This is a genomic window from Zestosphaera sp. (assembly GCA_038727705.1).
In the GTDB taxonomy this organism is placed as follows: domain Archaea; phylum Thermoproteota; class Thermoprotei_A; order Sulfolobales; family NBVN01; genus Zestomicrobium.
In genome coordinates this window covers 320714-341048 of record JAVYVJ010000002.1, presented here as the reverse complement: position 1 = coordinate 341048, position 20335 = coordinate 320714, and the positions used below count along the sequence as shown (strand labels likewise).

The following is a 20335-nucleotide window of genomic DNA, read 5'->3' as shown; positions in this document are numbered from 1 at the left end:
AAAAAATCCTACAAAAACCTTTATAAACCTAACACATCAAAACAGTTGCACTCCCTAGTTGTAATGAAGAAGTATGGTTTAGATAGACACACAGCGTCAGCATACCTCACAGCGCTCAAATACATTCAAGACAAAAAAGAACATTCACAACCCCCCAGGATTATCGAGCCAGCCCGAATCATCGCGCCGAGGAAGCATAGCTTAATGACTAGATTGAGTAGCTCGTAGACAGTCGTGGACAGTTTTCGTTACCGAAGACTGTAAGTCACTACCTACGGGCAGAAGGGGGTCTGTAGTTGTTGTAGGTGTCGTAGGCTAGGAAAACTTCGGGCAGCACAACCGCAACGCCGATGACGAGCACGATCAGCCCAACGGTGAAGGGGCTTGCAGCAAAAGCCACTGAACACGCCCAACCTATTAGTTGAGAATAAGGTGTAAGTGTGCTACACAAGCACTTGGGAATTGAAACCTTAACGCGGGAGAGTGCGGACTGCTCTCCTCGTTGCTCCGCTCCCGTAGGCGGGGCTGGGGAGGAGGTCGTTGAGAGGTAGGCTACGTTGGGGTTAAACGCAGAACCATGGTGGGCGATGAAACACCACCCACCGAAAAACGGTCAGCTGAGTATCATGTATATCTCACTTATCGTGGCGAGGGCCACCGTAAGCAGGGCGAGCGCTAGGCCGACGACCTCAATAACCCTCACGAGTATCGCATTCCTTACGCGTCTGTGCGCAAGCACCACAGCACCGCCGTAGAGATGTAACGCCGCAATCGCCGCCGTCAAATACCTCAGTAACGGCAACGTGTGTATCCTGACCGATGTGGGGTACGTGAACCCGATCACGCCGGGAACCGGTGAGACAGTTCCGTAGCCGCTCAGCACGTAGATCAGGAGGAGTAGAGTCAGCGGTAGTGAGGTGTACTCGACTATCTTAAGGCACCTATGGATTTTCCTAGCTCTGCTCATCCCCTCAACCTTGAGTATAGGTCTTGAAGATCTTTAAAGCTCATGAAATGCTGTGTCTGTGGGACCCCTACGGGAAACACATAGATGGGGTGCTCGTTACGCTGGGCCCTAATAACCTCAGCCACATCCTCGTCGTGAAAGGCACCTATCGCTACAGTCCCCAAACCCAGCGCTACTGACATCAGGTATATGTTCTGACCGACGTGCCCGGCCTCCATGTGAACATATCTGACGCCTCTCTCACCATACCTCCACGTGGTTCTCTCATACACGGCACACACGACCACGCTCACCGGTGCGTCCCTAACCCAGTCCTGCCTTAGGGTTGCCTCCCACAGCTCTCTCCTCACATCACCCTCCCTGACGATTCTCACGGAGTTCCTCCGGTAATCATACTTATACACTCCAGCAGCTAAGTAGCCTCCATCACCTAAGTAGACCCCCTCCGTGCCGACAACCACGTATATTTCGAGGGGGTACGTGGCTCCAGCGCTCGGGGCAGCCCTCCTAAGCCAGCCGTCAACCTCCTCCACAACCCCCTGAGAAGCCCAGAGGAGGAGTGAGAGGTGCTCGATACTTATCGGGGTATCAGCCCACTCTCTAACACTCTTCCTCAGGAGTATGGCCTCCTCAACAGAGACTGTAGTCACTTTATCAGGCAGGGGAAGAAGGACCTCACCGCCCACAATCACTACACCACTTAAATCCCGGTTTAAACTAAATAAAGAGGTGACTACGTACAGGACGATAAACACACACAGTAATACGGACAACACGAACCCGAACCGCACTCCAAGCACCCGAGAGACCTAGGTTAAGGCGTTAATTAAGTTGCGCGTCCAACAACACACTCAGGAGGCTATAAGACTTAAAAACCCTCTTCCAACAAGAATTAGTGGCGGTCCCGGTCATAGCGGTCAGGAAACACCCGGACTCGTCAGATCCCGGAAGTTAAGCTGGCCGCGTTGAGAGGGCAGTGGGGTCCGCGAGGCCCCGCAGCCCTCCCAAACCGGGATCCCGCCACTTCCTACACATGCAGTAGCGTTCCAGGCGTTAGCGTGAATTGAAGTGAGCAAGTTTTTAAGGCGGGTTATGTAGTAGTTTATTGGTGCCGCCGTAGCTTAGCGGGCAGAGCGCCGGACTCATACGGTCGTCTGGGACATCCGGAGGTCCGGGGTTCGAATCCCCGCGGCGGCACCAGTGTAGCCGGGTCGTCTAGCGGCCAAGGATGCGGGGCTCTGGTCCTCTGGGGAGCGCCCCCGTGACCGGGGTTCGAATCCCCGCCCGGCTACCACACTCATAGTCCCGGGGGTGATCTCACTTCGGCGGGTATATTGATAGGAGACCTATTAGGATCGACTCGGCTAGGGCGGGTATTAGCGGTGTGTAGTCCACGTTCCTGCTACCCAGCTCGGCGTCCAACTCAAGGGCCTTCTTGAACTCGTCCTTGCTTCTCTGTCTCAAGGGAGGCTTAACATCGCTGCCCAGAGCGTTCAGCAGTACCGAGTAGGATGTGAGGGCCGCCGAGTTCCAGTCGCTCTCCCTCTCATACTCCTTGATGAACTCGTTGGAAGCCTCAACTACTGCGTGGTACCTGGATGACGTGAATCCTATGTACCTATAGCGGTTGCCCAGGATGTTCAGGAACTCCTCCAGCGTGAGGGATTCGGAGGATATCTTAGTTGAGGTAACGCCTGACTCGTAGAGGGCCCTCCCCAAGTCCCCGCCGGCGTTCCTGAAGGCCTCGTAGACCTTGACGACCTCCTGCGGCTTGCTGTAGATGAGGAGGGATCTCCTAGCGCTTAAGAACGTCTGTAGTGTGAAGCGCTCCTTAAGTTTCAGGGTATATGATGAGGCCACACATGCTGGGACCAGAAACACGTGTAACTCAGGCAACGGCGCCCTCCCCAAGAACGCGATGTTATCCTGGATCGAATCCCTTATCAAGGACCCCACGTTGACGTCAACTAAGCCCATAGCGCCTGTAGCCACACTAACCCCTAACTCGATAGACCTCATGTAGTGTCTCAGCGCTGAAGTTAAGGTGGCTATAAATGGACGTAAATCCCTGAACCTAACGGAATATCTGTGCGGCGCTCCGGGCTTGACGTAGGAATACACCGCCATATCGACAGAGTCTACTAGGCCGCGCAGAACTGCCGCCACCCCTAAACCCCTAAAGCTAAGGAAGCACAGCAAATAAAAACTTCGGCAGCACCGCAGGCTCGAGTGATGACTGGCCGTCCAAAGTAATGGGGAACGTGACCGTCTCACTGACCCTCGCTCCGAAGGGCTAAGACCCCCTTCAGGAAGTTCGCCGATCACCATCACATGCACGGGTTCCCACGATTTACCTGCAGGGCGGCCGGAGTCCTTCTCTCGCTATGGGTTAGGTCTTAAAACTAATGACTCTGCAAGCATATATTCGGTGGTGCGGATTAAGGAGATCACGTGCTCGATGATAGCCCTGCTTACCTTCTACGAGTTCTGCGTGTGGGCCGGACTGAGTAGTGATGCCTCCCTCTACCTCTCCCTCATCTCAACCCTAGCTGTCTACAGCGGCTCCGGAGTGCGGTTCTTCATGTTGAGCAGGAGCGTTGCCGGCGACCTGTATAAGCTGGTCAGCATCAGCTTCGGCGGATTCACAATACTTCAGAGGGTTAGGTTGAGGGCGACCTTCAAGCCGAGGGTCTACGTCAACCTTGCCGGGTTTGTGGTGCCCGTCGCCCTGTCTCTGGCAGCACTTACATACCTGATCTACCGCTCGTTAGTGCCGGTCACGACCTACACGTCAGTGCTCCTATTCTTAACCGCAACCTACAACAGGCTCTCCAGGATAGTGTCTGAGAAGGGGGTTTTCATATCGGTGGCGTCAAGTATAGCGGTGACCACGGCCGTTGCACTTGCCTTGGGGACCCACCTCAAACTGAATGCGGAAGCCCTCTTCCTGACGGCTTACTCAACCAGCGTCCTCGCGGCTTCAGTGGGTATAGATCTGATAAACCTCAGGCTCACCGCACTCTTCAAGAGCAAGTCAGTCGTCATAGGCGGCTACGGCTTTAGAGACGCTATCTTTCTCCTACCAGCTGTCTCAGCACTGACCTCCAAAATGCTCTACAACCTCATAGCTGCCCTTTCTCTGTAGGGCTCCACAAGCGGCCACCACCGCCTCAGCCCAACCAAGGCTATGACGTGCACCAACCAGCGATGAGTTGTCAGGGTCAGTCCGTCCTCCTGTATCTGAGTCCAGAGCCCCTTACGTTAGTGGCCACTAGGTCGTTAAGTTGGACCAGCTTCCTCGGGTCGAGCGAGGTTAGAACCACTTTGATTGTGAAGCGGTGTGCTTCAATCATGCGGGTCTCCACGGTGTGGGGTAGGGGGAAGATCTTCACTAGAGTGTCTGGAGAGCTGCACAGGTAGGAGTGCTCCTCAACGCTGCATGTGTACCCCAGCCTGAGCAGATCCTCTTTAAGTTTGGCGAGCGTCTTGACGAGCAGTTCGTACGTGTCCGGCGAGGACTCCAGCAACAATGTTGTGCTGAAGGCCTTAAGGTCACTCAAGAACCTCGACCCCCAGCTCCTTGAGCCTCTCAACCGCCCTAACTAACGTACGCGTTTCAGGAATCTCCATGAGTATCTTGACCTTCGCGTACCCGGGCTTGATATCCAGGTCAAATCTGTCGTGAGTTATCTCCAGTATGTTGCACCTTAGGTCGGCGAGCACCTTCAACACGCTCTCCAGACTGCCCGGCACGTCCTTCAGCGATACAGTTATTCTGACCACCCTGCCCTCACTCATCAAGCCCCTCATCAAGATCCTGTAGAGAGTCGTCAGGTCAGCGTTCCCACCGCTCACAAGAGCCACGACAGTGTCACCAGGAATCTCAGCACCTCTTGACAGTAGCGCAGCCACTGACAGCGCCCCAGCACCCTCAGCCAGTAACTTAGTCCTCTCCAGCAGGAGGTATATGGCCCTAGCTATTTGATCCTCCTCAACCTCAACGACCTGATCCACATACCTCCGAATCAGCTTGAACGTCAGATCGCCTAGGGATTTAGTTATGACCCCGTCGGCCAGCGATGGTTGAGGTGACATTTTGACCGGGTGACCTGCCTCCAGAGCCGCCCTAGTCTTGGCGGCTACCGAGGGCTCCACGCCCACCACCTTAACCCTCCCGCCACTCAACCTCTTGACGGCGAGAGCTATCCCCGAGATCAGGCCGCCGCCCCCTATAGGAACCACGACAGTGTCGACTTTCGGGACGTCTTCCATTATCTCCAGCCCTATAGTGCCTTGACCAGCTATGATGTGGGGGTCGTTGAACGGATGTATGAGCGTCATCCCAGTCCTCTCACAGACCTCTAGCGCCTTCTGGTAGGCCTCGTCATATATTTGACCGTGCAGTATCACCTCACCGCCGTACGACCTCACAGCATTGACCTTGTAGGGCGGTGCGGTCTCAGGCATCACTATGACTGAAGGCACCCTCAACTCCCTGGCGGAGTAAGCCACCCCCTGAGCGTGGTTTCCGGAGGATGCGGTGACAACGCCCCTGACCATCACGTCCTGAGGCAGTGAGGAGATCTTGAAGTACGCGCCCCTAACCTTAAACGACCCGGTCTTCTGGAGGTTCTCCAGCTTAAGGTAGACGGACTTCCCGGTTACTGAGGAGAGGAAGGCTGAGTGAACGGTCGGCGTCCTGTGTACGACTGACTTAAGGACTTCCGAAGCCTTAAACACTAACTCCAGAATTGACTCATCCTCCAATCACAATACCCTAGAGTAAGGACCGGTGAGCAGGTAATTAAGCTTTAAAGACCTCGAGACCTATTAAGGTCAGGTAAGGAGTGAGTGCAGAGAGTTGTGAGGAGCGTTAAGGAGGCGAGGGAGCTCTTCAGCGAGTTAAGCAACACGCTGGGATGTGGGGAGAGCGCTAAGGTAATGATAACTAACGTAACGGAGATACAGAGGTATGTCGAGCTGGTGATAAGGTCGGGGCTCTCGCTGGTGGATGTTGAGGAGGTTGGGGGCAATTATTATTTGGTGATAGTGAACAGGTTTGCCGGGAGGTGTGGGTGAGACGGTCGAGGCAGGGATCTACACGAATGTGGACGAGCTCGACGTCAAGATAATAGCTAGGCTGGTCAACGATTCAAGGATCCCGTTCAGGCAGCTCGCGCGTGAGTTAGGCGTGAGTGAGTCCACGATCTACATGAGGGTGAGGAGGCTTAAAGAGAGGGGTATTCTCAAGGGGTTCACCGCCTGCCTGGATTTGAATCGCCTGGGGCTCGTGCAACAGGTCTACATAGAGGTTAAGGCAAGTCCTCAACACATCAGGAACGTGGTCGAGGAGCTCGTGAGCTACCCGAACGTACTTGAGGTGTATGAAGTCAGCGGCGAGTACCCACTCCTCATTAAGGTGGCATCCACAAGCAGCGAGGAGTTGACGTCAACCGTTGACAGGATCGCACTGATTAAGGGCGTTACGGAGATGGACGTCAAGTACGTTTTCAAGACTCTGGAGAGTGAGGGGGTCAGGAAAATATTTTTGCGTGCTTAGTGGGTTCAGCCCTCGTTCACTTATTTCATTTCCTCAGCCTGTTAAACAGGCACTCAACTATCTTCGGCGCCGGGCTTATGCCCGTCCCGGCGTAGAATCCCTGCCAGTTAGGCATGGCGTTCACCTCATATATGACGTAACCCTCCTCAGTCTCCCCAACGTCCACTCCAGCATAGTCCAGACCTAAGGTCTCCGTAGCCTTGATCGAGAGTTCCTTGAGCTCCACGTCGACGACCGCCCCCTCCACCTTGGCCCCCTGAGCTACGTTCGTCTTCCATGTGTTCTCAGGCTTGTACCTGTATATAGCTCCTAACACCTCGCCGCCCACCACGAAGACCCTTATATCACGGTCCTTGCTTCTCATGTACCTCTGAAGCAGTACTGGCTGGCTGTGGCTGAGCCAGGTCTTACCTATGATGAATGCCACGTCAGGGTCTGTGACGAGGAGTGAGCCATACCCCATGCTCCCTATGAGGGGTTTGAAGACCGCCCTCCCCCAGTTCCTCACAGTCTCGCTCAGCACGTACACGTCCTCCGTCAGCTTGGTCTCAGGGACTCTTAACCCTGCGTTAGCCAGGAGCTGCGTCGCTCTGTACTTGTCACGCGCGTTCATGAAGCCCTGAGCGCTGTTCATGAGCGTCACCCCCCTCATCTCAAGCTGCCTCAACGTGTTCACCCTCTTGAGCAGGGCTTCCATGCTTGTCACAGAGCCAACCCCCCTCACAAGACCGCCGTCAATCTCAAGCACGTGCTCGGTCCCATAGCTAATCCTCAGCCCGCCGTCACTCAACACCTCGCTGTTGAGTCTGGAGATCCTCAAGTAGAGGACTGAAGCCCCTCTCTTCAGCAACTCCGTCAGCAATTCCCTGGCTGACTGAGGTGGGACAGGGGCCTCGTGAATCACCGCCACCCTCAAGACGGGTTACCTCAAGACTAAGTCGTAACGCTAATTATAAAGGTCGGGGCATCTATTAAACCTCAGAGTGGTTCAGGTGCTTGAGTGGGTGTTGATCGCCTCGGCCGTAACTGCAGTGTCAACGTACGTGGTCATGGCTCTAGAGAGGAGGAAGGGTTTAGTGGCACCCGATGTCCACAAGCCAGGCAGGCCGGCAGTGCCGAAGACTGCGGGGCCTGCCTACATGGTGACCGCGCTCTTTGGATTACTGCTCGCCACACTGAATAACGTGCCGCACGTCCCTCACCACATGATGGCGGCCCTAATCGCGGGCTTCTTAGGTCTCTACGACGATTTCAGAGGGATCAACGCGTTTTGGAAGGTCGTACTTCTGACGGCGCCTGCGTTGCCGGTGATCCTCAGCTCCTCGTACATTCCGCGGCCCTACGTCCCGCTTGTGGGTCAATTAAGGTTACATATAATATACCCGCTCCTCCTCCTCCTAGCGTACACAGTCTCCATAAACGCCTACAACATGATCGACACACACAACGGCGTCGCGGTCGGGGTGGCCCTTGCCTCGTCAGCCGCTATGACCGCCTCAAGCGTTCTGGGGTGGGGGCCCCCACCTATGGATGGAGGGCTCCACTTCGCGTTGTTCGTGACGTCGCTCCTCATTAGCTACATAGCCTTCAACACATATCCAGCGAAGATCTTCAACGGTAACAGCGGCTCATTCATTCTGGGGGCGTTAGTTGCGTCGGAGGCAGTCCTCCTCAGGAGGGAGTACCTCCTGATTATGCTCTCAACGCCGCTTATAATCAACGGATTCAGCCTAATCACAAGCGTCAGCGGACTCAGGAATAAGGAGGAGATAGTCCGGCCGGTCGAGCTCGCTGAGGACATGAGGATGAGGCCCTCCATGGATGCGAGAGCCCCAGTGACTTTGGTCCAGCTGCTCGTCCTGAAGGAACCCATGGCCGAGAGGGAGCTGGTGAGGACCTACTACATCCTAATCCTGGTGAACACAGTCCTCTCTCTTTCCATCTACTACGTCCTGGTGGGGTATTAGCATGTCCACGACGCTATCTTAGCCATCCTAGAAGGCCTCGGTGAGGAATCCTCGTACAGAGGTTTTCGTCACCCAATAGTCCAGCCTCAACGAGGCCCTCAAACCCTCTAGAGCTGCAGTAGCTCTCGCGGCTTTCCTCCCGTCTTCGACGAATCCGTACACGGTCGGCCCCCAGCTACTCTGCCCTACAGCCTCCACGCCGCTCCTACGTAGCGTCTCAGCTATCAGGGCTGATTCCTCGCTGGAGTATACACCGCCTTGATGCCTGCTGAAGTACTGACCGGCCAGAAGCTGTATTCTCGATAAGGCCTTGCTGAAGACTCCGAAGTTGCTCAGACGCACTGCAGTCGTTAGGTGTATGAGGAGTTCGTAAAGCTCCTTCTGATTCCTGTGCGGCTCCACGTTGCTGAGTATGGGCTCCTCGTCCTTCTCACGCAGCCCCGTGATCCCCTCAGGGATGGCGACCAACACGCTCCATGGCGGCGGCCTCAACCTCAGCAGCAGCTCAGGGTACCTCAACGCGTTACCGAGTTTCACGACACCTGTGTCCACGACGAACCCGCCTTTAAGGAAGGTGTGGATCCCCACCCCCGACACGCGACCCACCCCCAACCCCCTGGCGACAGCGTCAATCCGCGTTCCCGGACCCAGGCACCCGACGACGGTGAGGGCCTTAAGCAGGCTCATCACTAACTTAGTCCTTGATCCCAGCCCCACGTGATGCTTAACCAAACCCTCAACACTTACCTTGAGGCCGTTCCTAACACCCATCCTAAACAGCGTGTTCAGGATCAGGTCCCTCGACTCTTCGGTAGGTGTTTCGATAACTGTGGGGCCTGAGACCCTCTCGACACTCATGATGAAGTAGGGCTCCCTCACCACGATGCCGGTGGAGCCGAAGGAGTGTGGTGGATCACTATACCTGTAGAAGCCTAGGTGAAGCCTGTAGGGGACCTTCAGACGCACTGCACGCATAGCGTACTTCGACACCGCTGCCCAACCCCATCAACTCAATTAGGAATCTCCCCCAATAAAACTTTCTCCTCTTAACCGGGGTTGCCGGAACCTCCCCAGTTAGATACGGCTTAGAGTACCTTCCCACCGATCCCTCGAAGTCGAAGCCTACCAGCCCCACATCACGCGCGTCGTTCACAAGCGCTATGTAGACGGCCCTGTCCCCGTCCGTGAATCCCCCGGCAACACTTACGTTAGAGGTCTTGAGGGGCACTTGGGAAGTCCCTAACACGTCCTTACCCTTCAGGAGAGGCACCATGGAGATCAGCCTCCCCACGTTATCGCCGTGAGCGTGGATCACTATAACGCCCTCGAATGTGAGTAGGTCGCCTAACCCCACACCATCCAGATCCGTCACAACCACGTGGGGTTCGACGCCGACGCTCCGGCAACACCTCAGAGCACCGTCAGCAGCTATGAGCACGTCATAGTGCTTGAACACTTCCTTAACGTCGACGCAGCTAGAACCGGCTCCAACGACTAGGGCTCGGGCGCCCCCCACTAGGCCTCGCAGTTTCCCCGCGACGGTCTCGCGGGAGGCCATACCGCTTTGAATGATCATGTTCAGGACCTCAGCGGCGTTGAAGTCCTCCTCAACGTCGAATCCGAACTCACGCCTAACGATCTCATGCAGTGATGCCCACCGAACCTCATCCCTCAGGCCTCCGAAAACCACGCCGCTAACCCCTCCCTCGAAATCTAAATTAAATGCTATACCCTAAATTCCTTGGGGTTGGATGCGATGGCTGCTGAGCTACGGAAGTTTCTGCGGTTCGGGCATCACGAGGCATTAGCAGTGACTTCAAACAACGATCTAACGCCTCACGCATCCCCCATGGGGGTTGAGTTTTCCGGGACTCAGCTACTGCTCAGACCCTATACCTCAACCACGACCTACCGTAACCTTATGGTAAGGCCTTACCTAACTCTGAACTTCACTCAAGACGCCAGGTACTTCTTTCAAGCCCTGCTCAGACCCGGCGAGCTGGGGTTCAGGACGGGGCGGCGTGGCAACGTCCCGGTGATCTGCGGCGACTTCGACCTGTATGTGGAGGGTCACGCCAGCCTTGCAGGGGTTGAGGGCGTGAGGGCGGTGTTCCTCATCGACTTTGATGATGTTTACACGGGGACGGGGTCGAGGCTAGCCCTCAGCAGAGCCAATAATGCATTGCTCGAGGCTTTGACGTACTACACTAAGGTTAAGGCTCTGGCAGGCGCGGGCAACGAGCACGCGGACGCCGTCAGTGATTACCTAAATTTAATAGAACTGAACCTTACTTTAGTGAGAAGGTTAGGGAGTGGGGAGCTGGTCGACATGGCTGACGAGCTTGAGGAAGCGTTAAGACGGCTGGTCGGTGGTGGGTTACGTCAAGGCTGGTAGGGGCTGTCCTGCTGGGTTTGGTTGTCGGCCTCCTTCAGGGTTTCGCGGACACGTACGGGTACGCAGTGACCGGCTACACGACCGCGGAGATAGCGGGAGTGGTGTCGGCCATCATCTTCCTGGTGCTTTTCAGAGCTGTCTGCAGGAGGACGCCAACCGTATTCGAGCACTTCCTAGGGGTGACTATAGCGGCTGGGATCTCCATATCGACCACGATTACGGCCGGCATGTACGTGACCTACACAATGCTTAACGCCTACGGAGACCCCGCGGTGATCAACCTCCCTCACTGGATGTACTACTCCGGCGGTTTGAGCCTCGACACCATACTGTTCTACTCGTACGCCACCGCCGTCTCGATCTCGGGATCCATCATTGCCTACGTCTTCTACAAGCACTACGTGGAGAGGGAGAAGCTGCCCTACCCCATAGGCGCTTCCATAGCCAGGGTCATCCAGGTAGGTAAGTCTTTGAGGAGGGAGTACCTGGTGACGGCCGTCATGTTGGGCTTCCTCAGCCAGCTCGCCCTCATGCATTCGGGGGGCTTGACGCTAGACGTGACGCCCGCCCTCCAGCGGGTCCTCCCGGGCTCAGGCCTCGCGTTATCTGTAGATGTCTTCATACTTATGCTCGCCTTTCTCATACCTCTCAACACCTCGGTTGGGATAGGGTTAGGCAACTTGGTGACATACTTGGCCGTGACCCCCCTGCTGGCCTCGATGGGCTTGCTGATCTCCACGCCATCGCTGGACGGCCGCGCGCTAGCTACCGCCGCAGCGCCCTACACCGCATCCCTCATCAGCGGCTTCCTCGCCGTCGCCTCATCGTACTACATAGTCACTAGCTGGGCCTACATCAAGACCTCGCTTAGGTACGTGTATCTAAGCAGGTACTTGATGCGGTACCTCCTCGTGTCCGTGGTCCTCATCACCAGTGCTTTAGTTCCCGTGCTGATGCTCTCGGAAGTCCCTCACACGTTGCTCGTAGCGGTGCCTGCGATAGTGATACTCCAGCTCTTCCTAACCATCTTCACCTTAAGGGTTGCTGGTGAGGCGGGCACGGTCTCCCAGGCAACACTGCCAATAGCCACGCTGACGCTGTTCATATCCGGGGCCAGGGGTGCGGTGCCCTACGTGTTTCTGGACCCCTACACGGGCGTGCCGATGCCCCAGTTCGTGGCAGCGAACACCCTCAACTACGTCAAGGCGGGGAAGACCCTCGAGGTTAGGGCGGAGGTGTCAACCTTCCTGCCAGCACTCCTAATGCTGGTCGGGGCGCCGATAACCCTGATTTACGGTCACCTCCTACTCAGCTCTTTCGGGCTGACTTCACCTAAGCTCAACCTGCTGAGGTGGGTTCCGCTCGTCATGTGGATGAACAGCCTCTACAGCGGGAGCCTCTCATCCTTCAACACGCACTCCATAATCATCGGGCTCGTCCTAGCGGTGTCCCTCATTGTCGTGCTGAGGCTAGCAGGCCTGGGCAGCGTCTCGCTCTTCGGCGTGCTACTGGGCGTCACCCTCACACCGGATTTAGGCCTGCTCTTCCTGGCGGCGTCCGCCCTGAAGTACGTTGCTTTCAGGATAGGTGTTGACGTGTATGAATCCCTGACGACCTACGCCTCGCTGATCCTGGCTGGCGCCGGCTTAGGGGTTGCTACATCGGTGATCATGAGCATCTGCGGGGTGATGTGAGGTGAGCATTACCCAGATATTCTTCCTTTCAGTATACGTATTCGTCATGGCCGCCGTCGGTTATTCAGCGATTAAGTACGTGGGCGTAGAGTCAGCCATGGTCAGGGAGTTCAAGATATCTGTCAAGGCCAGGCTGGCGAGGATCGTCAGCATCTACAAGCTGAGCCTCCTCATCTTGAGGAAGCCGTCCACATACCTGATCCTCGCGGCGGTGGTGGCGTCTGTCATAATATCAGGCTTTAACACCAGGTACGAGAACAACCTGGTGGTTGTCCAAGACCGAAGCATCGGTAACGAGTTCTACGACCTGATGGTCAGGTTCGAAACCCCCGTCAACGCCGACGCGTGTTCAGCGATACTGGAGCGTGCGGGTGCAGACGTGCAATGCCTGAAGTTCTATAGGGTGATCCTCGACCCTCCCTACACCCTCGAGAGAAGCAGGAAGCTCATCTACGTGCTGGTGGGTGTTGAGGACACCGTCTTGAAGAGCCTGGGTATCGAGAGGGGCCTTCAGGACCGCGTCTTCCTCTACAGCGAGGCCGGCAGTGAGTTCGTTGCGGATTTCCTTAAGGTCGACGACATCTCTTACGAAGTGCTTCTGATACGCGTTAACGGTGATATGCTCAGGAACTACCTCATCTTCTACAGGACACCGCTAATACCCATCCAGGGTTACGTAGGCACGGAACCTATCACAGTCCCGCTGCAGCACGTCCTCATCACGTCGCTTCGGAACGCTGTCAGAACCTGCGGCAGCGGTAGGGAGCTGGTGACGGACGTGGTGGTGAGGCGTGTCAGCAGGTTCGTAGATCCTTCAGAGCTCTACAGCCTCCTTGAACCCCAGTACCCCGTCAGCGAGGTGGCCGTGGTCGGCAACGGCGTTGCGTACTTCCTATCCGATGTCCGCGTCCCCACCGCGGAGTCAGTGGTCTCAGCAGTTATTTCCTCAGTGACTGCCTCCGTGATAATAATCTCCGTCTTCTCGTCTACAGTCCCCTATCTGAGGGAGTTGAGGGACAAGATATCGTACATGGGCTTCCAGCCCTGGGCGATAACGGTCATAGTCGTCGGCTACACGATCATGTCAATCCTAACCCCCGGGCTGGCGTCCCTAACCTACGTGTTCGCGTCCATGGGAGGCGCAGCGACCCTCAACTCCATGGTCGCCCTACTCCTAGCATGGGTTGTCTCGACGGTCTACATGGGCCTCAAAGTAAGGCCTGAGAGGCTGGCTACGGAGGCGTTCATGCCCCCCACCGCCAGATATGTCCTGATCACGCCGGTGGCGGACGTAAGTAGGCTGTGTGAGGTGATTGCGGACCTCATTAAGGCCAACGAGTTCTTCTACGTGGAGGAGATCGAGTGGAGGGTGGAGGGAGGGGAGGCTTTCGTACACGCTAAGATGGACTACGTCGACTCATGGGGCTCGGGCGTGGACTTAGCTATATTCATAAACCCTGGGGAGGGGGGGACGCACATCACCATAAACAGCATGGTCTTCGGGGTTGAGGAGATCTCCGAGACGATGAGCAGGAGCATCAACGCTTTGGCAGTCTCTAAGGTAATAGGTGGTGTTAAGGCTTGGGAGGCGACATACTCCTGATCTTCAGCCGGGTCGCTGGCAGGAGCTCTGGAGTCAAGGTGTCCGCGGTCACGGCGCTCAACATCCTGCTGCTCCTGACCTTCAGGAGCAGCGTTGCCGTCCAGTACGCAGTCCTGTCCTTAAGCGTTATAGCCTCCGTGGCGGCGGTCGTGGTGGACTTCAGAATCCACGCCTCAGTCCTCTACGTACTCTTCATACACGGCCTGAGGCCCGGCCAGGTGAAGGCTCTGCTGAGCCTATACTCCCTCCTAGTCGCCGGCCTGATCTCGACCCCGTACATCATGGCCGGCCCGATCATCGCCTTGTCGGCCCTCACACTCACGTTCACGGCCACGCTAGCCACGCTGAACCTCACCTACAGGTCCGTTAGGGCCGCCACGTGATTAAAGCGCTTCAGATTTAACACCTGCTGAAACACTATCTTCTCGGGGTGTGGTGTGTGAGCGATGTCGTCGTCCTCCTGAGGGATGTGTGGAAGACGTATGACGAGGGAAACAATAAGGTAGTGGTGCTGAAGAACCTCAACGCCTCCTTCAGGAGGGGGGAGATAGTGGGTATCCACGGACCCAGTGGCTCAGGCAAGACCACGCTACTCAAGATGATTGCAGGGCTGGTGAGGCCTGACAGGGGGGAGATTATCGTGGATGGCTACAACCTTAACATGCTTGACGAGAACGGGCTGGCCATGATCAGGAACACCGTGGTCAGCTACATACCTCAGGACTACGGCGTGATAGACGAGTTCACAGTGTTCGAGAACGTTGAGATACCGATGCTGATAGCGGGGGTCGGGAGGGAGGAGAGGGTGAGGAGGGTTAGGGAGGTCCTGGAGTACATAGGACTCCTTAGTAAGGTCGACGTCAGGACGAAGCACTTGAGCGGCGGTGAGAAGCAGAGGGTAGCTATAGCGAGGGCTCTGGTCATGACCCCCTCAGTGCTCCTGGCTGACGAGCCGACGGCGAACCTCGACTGGAACACCGCGTTGAAGGTGATAGATCTCTTCACAAAGATAAGGAAGGACTTCAAAACGACCGTGGTTATAGTCACGCACGACCCGAGACTCCTCGACCTCATGGATAGATCTCTAAACCTGCTGGACGGTTACCTGAAGGACGCCGCGCTCAAACGCAGGGCTTAATCACCCCTACCATTATGAACCTTCAGAGCTCGGCTGAAGCAGGTCACTGCAGACCAGGCGTTTGAACCTTGAGTACTTCAGCTCATATTCCCTGGCGAGGGCTTCATTGAAATCCTCATACTCCAGTAACGTGCCCACGTTCCTGACGAACTCGTCCACCGCCTTGACGCCTTCAGTAGCTCTCAGAGTGAGTAGCGCGTTGCCTATGTGCGACGCCTCAACACCGCCCACATACCCCACCCTCTTACCGAAGATCAGTGAGGCCATCTCACGGACGCCCCTATACCTAGCCAGCCCCCCGCCGATCCTTACCTCCCCGTACGGGATGCCGTTCTCGTGGAGGCTATCGCCTAGTAATTTTAGAAGCATTAACACCCCCTCCACAACCCCCCAGATCAGTGCCCGCGCTGAGGTGCCAGGCCCTATGGAGAGTATGTGCATACCCGCACTCCGCAGGAACGGCAGTCTCTCCGGATGAAGTAGGGGTAAGGTTAGAGGGGTTTCCCACGGTTTAGGCGGAGCCCCCTCTAAAATCCTGGGGAGCTCGCTTACGTCAGCATTCACTAGCTTCACCATAAACTCCACAACGACGCCGGCGTTGTTCACCGCCCCGCCGCTGAGCCACAGGCGATCGAGTAGGTAGTACGTCTGAAGCCTCATGTGCGGTGATGAGTCAACCACAGGTTTGTTGACCACAGCCCTTAGCATGGCGCTGGTGCCGACGTTCATGACTGCCACATCCCTCACACCCCCGTTTAGACCGAATATCATGGAACCACCGTCATATAGTCCTAGAATCACGGGCGTTGCTGGCTTCAGCCCCATGTCTACCGCCGCGCTCTCCCTCAATACGTCCGTGAAGTACGCTTCAGCCAGTTGCGGGAGCGAGCTCTCATCCACACCCGCAGTCTCCAGCGCAAGCGGATCCCATTTAAGCTCGCTTATATTCAGCATCTGGTAGGTTCCTGAGGCTGTTGAGAGGTCTGTCACCGGGTACCCCAGCATCCATGAGGTCAGGAGCGACTTCCCGTCAAGTATTAAGGCGTTGGCAAGGGTTGCCGGGCATGATCTCCTGAGCCATAGTAGCTTAGGGAGGGTGTAGATATGTGTTGGCGGGCATCCGGTCCTTCTGTAGAGCTCGGGCCCGCGTTCTCCGACAAGCCTAACGAACTTTATTGACCTTTCATCCAGCCACGTGATTATGTTGCTCCTCGGCTTAAGCTCCCTATCAACAATCACCGTAGCGAAGAGGTACGTCGCCAGGACTACCGCATCCACTTTGAAGCTACGTGTTAGATGCCTCACGTGCTGGGTGATGAGCATCCTCACCTCCTGCGGGCTGTGCTCGTGGGCCCCGGGCTCTGGAGTGTGAGGCGTTAGCCTGCTTACGATGGACTTCAACGTCCTAACCTGCCTCAGGTCGTCACCGATTTCAAGCACGGAGGTCTTGAGGTTGGTCGTGCCTAAATCTATGGAGAGAACCCTCAAATCACACCCCCTGGGGCGACCCTCTAAACACGTTAACAAGCTTGAGGAACTTCTTGAGGCACTCCTCGTAAACGGTGCATGAATCATTATCAGGGTTAACGCGCGTTACCGGGGCTCCGGATCTAAACTCAGCCTCACTGAAAGACTTTATGTAGCCTAGGGCTTTCATGGCAGTGGCTGCTGCACCTAGAACCACTGCATTCCTGGGGTTTTTGTGAATGAGTATTGGCTTACATAGCACGTTAGCGAAAACCCTCACTAAATCCGCGTTACCGCACCCGCCGCCTGCGCAGTGTAGTTGCCTCACTTCAACGGTGTTCTCCTCAACAGCATCAACTATAGCCTTCGCCACTAACGCCATGCCCTCGAACAAGGCCTTAACTAAGTCCTCATGCTTGTGCTCTAAACGCAGGCCCGTGAACGTGAACGTGAGGTCAGGGTCTCTGAAGGGGTACCTCTCCCCTGCTGCGAACGGCAGGACGTACACGCCGTCCCTACACATGATGCCGCCACGTAATGAGCGGCCTCCTCTAAAGATCGATTTAAACCATTTGACGACCGCCATGCCGTTGTTGGAGGCCCCACCTACGACTCTGTAGCCGTCGGCAGCGTAGTACGTGAAGAACCTAGCCTCAGGCTCCCTATCTATCACGAGGTCCTGCGTGAGCGCCCTGACCACAGTGGTTGAGCCTAGGTTTAGCACTGCATCCGGGCTGAACACGCCGTAGCCTATGTTCTGGAGGGCCCCGTCGAAAGACCCCGGAACTACCGCCACGTCCGTTAGCCTCGCGTCCCTCACATCCACACGCTCATAGACCTTAGCCCCCTCAACTAACTGCGGTAGCATGTCCTCGTCCACCGCACCCGCCTCCAGAGCCAGCGGCTCCCACCTTAAGTCACGCACGTTCAGGAACCCAGTCCCGGACGCAACCCCGTAGTCCACGGCATGACGTCCGGTCAGCTTGTATACCAGGTAATCCTTAAGGAAGGTCAGCTTATGCGACGACCTCAGCAGGCCTTGCCTCCTCAGCCATAAGGCTTTACACAGTGGGAAGACGAATATAGGGGGGCATCCAGTCCTTCTGTACAGCTCGAACCCGCGCTCCTCAATCTCCTTCTGCTCTGCATGGCAACGCCTGTCAAGATAGGTCATAACATTCACGACCACCCGGAATCTCTCATCTAAGACTCCTAGGGCGTGGAGGTACGTGCCAAGCGATATGGCCTCAACCTTGCCTTCATAGCCGCGTGAGACCCTCACCACCCCCTCCAGAACCAGCCGCCACATAAGCTCTAAATCGTGTTCGGCGGCGAGCTGAGCCGGCGTGCTTAACGGGATGGGCTTGACGTAGGACCTGACGAGTCTGCCGCCCGGACTCACAAGCCCTGCCTTCACGCTTGAAGTGCCCACATCGACAGCGACTATCAAAGCCCTAACCTAATACCTATTATGTGTGAGTAAACATAAATGGAGTGGTTAAGGCGGAGGGCCCGACCACATCCTCGGAATGTGGGGGTCCCTCAACGCTGCTCGCCCACCCCCATCACCTATCGAGTGTTCAGGACGGTAGCGTGAATGTCGTGTCAGGCGGGAGCTTCCTAGGGTTACTTGGCATCACGACGACGCCGTCCAGCGGCTTGCCGCTTAAGTAATTAACCACTGCCTCAACCATCGCGTCGTCCATGCCTTTAACCGCCTCCCACGTGTATGCGGCGATGTGTGGGGTCACTATGATGTTCTCATGCTTTAGGAGTTGGTGGTCCCTACCTATAGGCTCCCCCTCAACCACGTCAAGCGCTGCCGTGCTGACCTTCCCCGCCTCCACGTACTTTATTAATTGTTGCGTGTCTATTAACTCCCCTCGCGCTGTGTTGACTATTACAACCCCGTCCTTCATGCATTCGAACTCCCTGGCGCCTATCATGTGGTAATTCTCCTGGGTTAGGGTGGCGTGCAGGGTTACGATGTCCGATACCTTGAGCAACTCACACAGGTCTGAGTAGTGTCTGAACCCTGCCTCCTCTATCTTCTGCTTAGGTATGTATGGGTCGTACACGGCGACGTCCGCCCCGAAGCCGCTCCTCAGTATCGTGGCCACTCTGAAGCCTATGTTCCCGAAGCCCACGAGACCTACGGTGAGGTTCTTCAGCTCGCCTCCGATGAACCTCGCCCTCTCACCCCACCTTCCCTCACGGACTTTGTTGGACGCTTGAACGACGAACCTCAATGCACTCAACATCAGGGCTACAGTGTATTCGGCGACTGCCTCACGCTCCCTCCACCCAGGCACCCTAGACACTATGACGCCGTGCTCCTCAGCCGCTTTAACGTCTATGTTGTCGTACCCTATCCCGTGCCTGACGATCATGACAACGCTGCCGTTGCGTTCGAAGAACTCCCTGCCGTACCTGGGCGTTACGCTAGCGATTATGAAGTGGTAGCCGTCCAACCTCGCCGCCAGCTCGCCACCCCCTATGTCTTTCGGGACCTCTATCCTCGCTACCTCTCCCATCCTCTCGAGCCTCTGAACGGCGTCCGTGTAGAGCCCGAATGACTTGGAATTCACTACAGCTATCTTGACTCTGCCCAAGGCCCTCACACTACTGCGTTAGGTACTTTCCCAAGATGTTTTTAAGTTCACCCATCTGCTCGTCGGTGAGCGTGTAGCTCAGCTGTATAGGCGGTTCACCGCTGTCAACCCCCCTCAACTTGAGCATCGCCCTCAGGACCTCCTGCGTCTCCACACCAAACCTCCTGATCGCCTTCCTCAGCGTGACGATCCTGTACTGAAGCTCGGCCGCCCTCCTCAAGTCTCCCGCGGTGACTGCCTTGTAGAGGTCTGTGGCGATCTCCGGGAGGGCGTTCGAGACCCCGCATATGTGGGCCGGCGCGCCTACGGCGAACGTGTAGAGGAGGAGGTTGTCCCCGGCGCCGGCGATGAAGTGCCTTGACCCGAACCTCGCAACGTACTCCAGAAGCTGCTCGACGTCGTAGCTGGCGTCCTTTATCCCGGCGACGTGCGGGACTTCCTTAACGATGGCGTCGAAGTCCTCCGGGGATATGTTGTACCCTTGCCTGCCCTTGTTGTTGTATATTATTATGGGTACGTCCGCCCTGGCTACGTGGCTGAAGAACTTCACCAGGCCCGCTCTGGTGGGGGCGTGGTATAGAGGGCCTACAACACTCACTGCTGGATAGCCTAAGTCCTTGGCTAACCTAGCCAGATGCGTGACGGTCCCGACGTCCGCCCCGCCTACGTGCGGGAGGAGGGTCGTCTTCGACGGCGCGGCCTCGATCACCCTCCTGAAGAGGGCCTCCCTAACGCTTAGCGGCGTTATGACGCCCTCACCGTACGTTCCCGATATGTAGAGGCCTGCCACACCCCTCTCCACCTGAAACCTAATCAGGGGCTCAATACACTCCACACACAGCTCAGTGCCGGCTCTGAACGGCGTTATGAGCGCGGTCATAATGCCCGTGACCTCGAACACGTTGCACACCACCATGAATTCTTTACGTGGG

The 20335-nt window shown here is 56.3% G+C and carries 23 protein-coding genes, 2 tRNA genes and 1 rRNA gene; 13 read left to right on the top strand and 13 right to left on the bottom strand.

What is annotated here, in order from left to right:
- Nucleotides 1–45: 45 nt before the first annotated feature.
- The gene (locus QW772_05950) at nucleotides 46–228 is read left to right on the top strand and encodes a hypothetical protein (protein ID MEM0038448.1); all 183 of its coding nucleotides are present in this window, start codon (nucleotides 46–48) and stop codon (nucleotides 226–228) included.
- Between the two features lie 40 nt (nucleotides 229–268).
- Here the strand turns inward: QW772_05950 and QW772_05945 are convergent, their stop codons facing one another.
- The 3 genes from QW772_05945 to QW772_05935 all read right to left on the bottom strand — a co-directional run bounded on the left by QW772_05945 (nucleotide 269) and on the right by QW772_05935 (nucleotide 1653).
- Nucleotides 269–400, bottom strand: coding sequence for a hypothetical protein (locus QW772_05945; protein ID MEM0038447.1), 132 nt, complete (start codon nucleotides 398–400; stop codon nucleotides 269–271).
- Between the two features lie 213 nt (nucleotides 401–613).
- Nucleotides 614–967, bottom strand: coding sequence for a hypothetical protein (locus QW772_05940; protein MEM0038446.1), 354 nt, complete (start codon nucleotides 965–967; stop codon nucleotides 614–616).
- The gene (locus tag QW772_05935) at nucleotides 964–1653 is read right to left on the bottom strand and encodes a SagB/ThcOx family dehydrogenase (protein ID MEM0038445.1); all 690 of its coding nucleotides are present in this window, start codon (nucleotides 1651–1653) and stop codon (nucleotides 964–966) included. The genes QW772_05940 and QW772_05935 overlap by 4 nt, the downstream gene beginning before the upstream one ends.
- 214 nt (nucleotides 1654–1867) lie before the next feature.
- On the opposite strand from QW772_05935, the gene rrf reads away from it, so the two are divergent.
- The 3 genes from rrf to QW772_05920 all read left to right on the top strand — a co-directional run bounded on the left by rrf (nucleotide 1868) and on the right by QW772_05920 (nucleotide 2261).
- Nucleotides 1868–1985 (top strand): 5S ribosomal RNA (rrf, locus tag QW772_05930).
- A 92-nt stretch (nucleotides 1986–2077) separates the two neighbouring features.
- A tRNA-Met gene (locus QW772_05925) sits at nucleotides 2078–2167 on the top strand.
- Nucleotides 2168–2171: 4 nt separating this feature from the next.
- A tRNA-Gln gene (locus tag QW772_05920) sits at nucleotides 2172–2261 on the top strand.
- Nucleotides 2262–2284: 23 nt separating this feature from the next.
- Here the strand turns inward: QW772_05920 and QW772_05915 are convergent.
- Nucleotides 2285–3133 carry a hypothetical protein gene (locus QW772_05915; GenBank protein ID MEM0038444.1) on the bottom strand — a complete coding sequence of 283 codons (849 nt, stop codon included), beginning with the start codon at nucleotides 3131–3133 and terminating at the stop codon, nucleotides 2285–2287.
- A gap of 262 nt (nucleotides 3134–3395) precedes the next feature.
- Between QW772_05915 and QW772_05910 the strand changes: the two genes are divergently transcribed.
- The gene (locus tag QW772_05910) at nucleotides 3396–4112 is read left to right on the top strand and encodes a DUF1614 domain-containing protein (protein ID MEM0038443.1); all 717 of its coding nucleotides are present in this window, start codon (nucleotides 3396–3398) and stop codon (nucleotides 4110–4112) included.
- 76 nt (nucleotides 4113–4188) lie between these two features.
- Here QW772_05910 and QW772_05905 read toward each other — a convergent pair whose 3' ends face one another.
- Together QW772_05905 and ilvA are read right to left on the bottom strand one after the other, a co-directional pair.
- On the bottom strand, nucleotides 4189–4527 hold the full coding sequence (locus QW772_05905; GenBank protein ID MEM0038442.1) for a hypothetical protein: 339 nt from the start codon (nucleotides 4525–4527) through the stop codon (nucleotides 4189–4191).
- Nucleotides 4520–5734, bottom strand: a complete 1215-nt coding sequence (gene ilvA, locus QW772_05900; GenBank protein MEM0038441.1) for a threonine ammonia-lyase — start codon at nucleotides 5732–5734, stop codon at nucleotides 4520–4522. Before ilvA ends, QW772_05905 begins: the two co-directional genes overlap by 8 nt.
- An 84-nt stretch (nucleotides 5735–5818) precedes the next feature.
- Here ilvA and QW772_05895 point away from each other — a divergent pair, with 84 nt between their 5' ends.
- Both QW772_05895 and QW772_05890 read left to right on the top strand, forming a co-directional pair.
- On the top strand, nucleotides 5819–6046 hold the full coding sequence (locus tag QW772_05895) for a hypothetical protein (GenBank protein MEM0038440.1): 228 nt from the start codon (nucleotides 5819–5821) through the stop codon (nucleotides 6044–6046).
- On the top strand, nucleotides 6027–6527 hold the full coding sequence (locus QW772_05890) for an Lrp/AsnC family transcriptional regulator (protein MEM0038439.1): 501 nt from the start codon (nucleotides 6027–6029) through the stop codon (nucleotides 6525–6527). The genes QW772_05895 and QW772_05890 overlap by 20 nt, the downstream gene beginning before the upstream one ends.
- Before the next feature lie 25 nt (nucleotides 6528–6552).
- Here QW772_05890 and QW772_05885 read toward each other — a convergent pair whose 3' ends face one another.
- The gene (locus tag QW772_05885; GenBank protein MEM0038438.1) at nucleotides 6553–7437 is read right to left on the bottom strand and encodes a RimK family alpha-L-glutamate ligase; all 885 of its coding nucleotides are present in this window, start codon (nucleotides 7435–7437) and stop codon (nucleotides 6553–6555) included.
- A gap of 73 nt (nucleotides 7438–7510) precedes the next feature.
- Between QW772_05885 and QW772_05880 the strand changes: the two genes are divergently transcribed.
- The gene (locus QW772_05880; GenBank protein MEM0038437.1) at nucleotides 7511–8494 is read left to right on the top strand and encodes a hypothetical protein; all 984 of its coding nucleotides are present in this window, start codon (nucleotides 7511–7513) and stop codon (nucleotides 8492–8494) included.
- Between the two features lie 27 nt (nucleotides 8495–8521).
- On the opposite strand, the gene QW772_05875 is transcribed toward QW772_05880, so the two are convergent.
- Together QW772_05875 and QW772_05870 are read right to left on the bottom strand one after the other, a co-directional pair.
- The gene (locus QW772_05875) at nucleotides 8522–9484 is read right to left on the bottom strand and encodes a hypothetical protein (protein MEM0038436.1); all 963 of its coding nucleotides are present in this window, start codon (nucleotides 9482–9484) and stop codon (nucleotides 8522–8524) included.
- Nucleotides 9411–10184, bottom strand: coding sequence for a 6-hydroxymethylpterin diphosphokinase MptE-like protein (locus tag QW772_05870; GenBank protein MEM0038435.1), 774 nt, complete (start codon nucleotides 10182–10184; stop codon nucleotides 9411–9413). The genes QW772_05875 and QW772_05870 overlap by 74 nt, the downstream gene beginning before the upstream one ends.
- Before the next feature lie 66 nt (nucleotides 10185–10250).
- On the opposite strand from QW772_05870, the gene QW772_05865 reads away from it, so the two are divergent.
- The 5 genes from QW772_05865 to QW772_05845 are packed head-to-tail and all read left to right on the top strand — an operon-like array spanning nucleotide 10251 to nucleotide 15324.
- Nucleotides 10251–10889, top strand: a complete 639-nt coding sequence (locus QW772_05865; protein MEM0038434.1) for a DUF447 family protein — start codon at nucleotides 10251–10253, stop codon at nucleotides 10887–10889.
- Between the two features lie 17 nt (nucleotides 10890–10906).
- The gene (locus tag QW772_05860) at nucleotides 10907–12583 is read left to right on the top strand and encodes a hypothetical protein (protein ID MEM0038433.1); all 1677 of its coding nucleotides are present in this window, start codon (nucleotides 10907–10909) and stop codon (nucleotides 12581–12583) included.
- Nucleotide 12584: 1 nt separating this feature from the next.
- On the top strand, nucleotides 12585–14186 hold the full coding sequence (locus QW772_05855; GenBank protein MEM0038432.1) for a hypothetical protein: 1602 nt from the start codon (nucleotides 12585–12587) through the stop codon (nucleotides 14184–14186).
- Entirely contained in the window at nucleotides 14165–14569 is a 405-nt protein-coding gene (locus tag QW772_05850) for a hypothetical protein (GenBank protein ID MEM0038431.1), read from the top strand. Before QW772_05855 ends, QW772_05850 begins: the two co-directional genes overlap by 22 nt.
- A gap of 56 nt (nucleotides 14570–14625) precedes the next feature.
- The gene (locus tag QW772_05845; protein MEM0038430.1) at nucleotides 14626–15324 is read left to right on the top strand and encodes an ABC transporter ATP-binding protein; all 699 of its coding nucleotides are present in this window, start codon (nucleotides 14626–14628) and stop codon (nucleotides 15322–15324) included.
- 12 nt (nucleotides 15325–15336) lie between these two features.
- Here QW772_05845 and QW772_05840 read toward each other — a convergent pair whose 3' ends face one another.
- The 4 genes from QW772_05840 to QW772_05825 all read right to left on the bottom strand — a co-directional run bounded on the left by QW772_05840 (nucleotide 15337) and on the right by QW772_05825 (nucleotide 20304).
- Nucleotides 15337–16812, bottom strand: coding sequence for an FGGY family carbohydrate kinase (locus QW772_05840; protein ID MEM0038429.1), 1476 nt, complete (start codon nucleotides 16810–16812; stop codon nucleotides 15337–15339).
- 1 nt (nucleotide 16813) lies between these two features.
- Entirely contained in the window at nucleotides 16814–18241 is a 1428-nt protein-coding gene (locus QW772_05835) for an FGGY family carbohydrate kinase (protein ID MEM0038428.1), read from the bottom strand.
- Between the two features lie 130 nt (nucleotides 18242–18371).
- On the bottom strand, nucleotides 18372–19403 hold the full coding sequence (locus QW772_05830; GenBank protein ID MEM0038427.1) for a D-isomer specific 2-hydroxyacid dehydrogenase family protein: 1032 nt from the start codon (nucleotides 19401–19403) through the stop codon (nucleotides 18372–18374).
- A 10-nt stretch (nucleotides 19404–19413) separates the two neighbouring features.
- The gene (locus QW772_05825; GenBank protein MEM0038426.1) at nucleotides 19414–20304 is read right to left on the bottom strand and encodes a dihydrodipicolinate synthase family protein; all 891 of its coding nucleotides are present in this window, start codon (nucleotides 20302–20304) and stop codon (nucleotides 19414–19416) included.
- Nucleotides 20305–20335 lie beyond the last annotated feature (31 nt).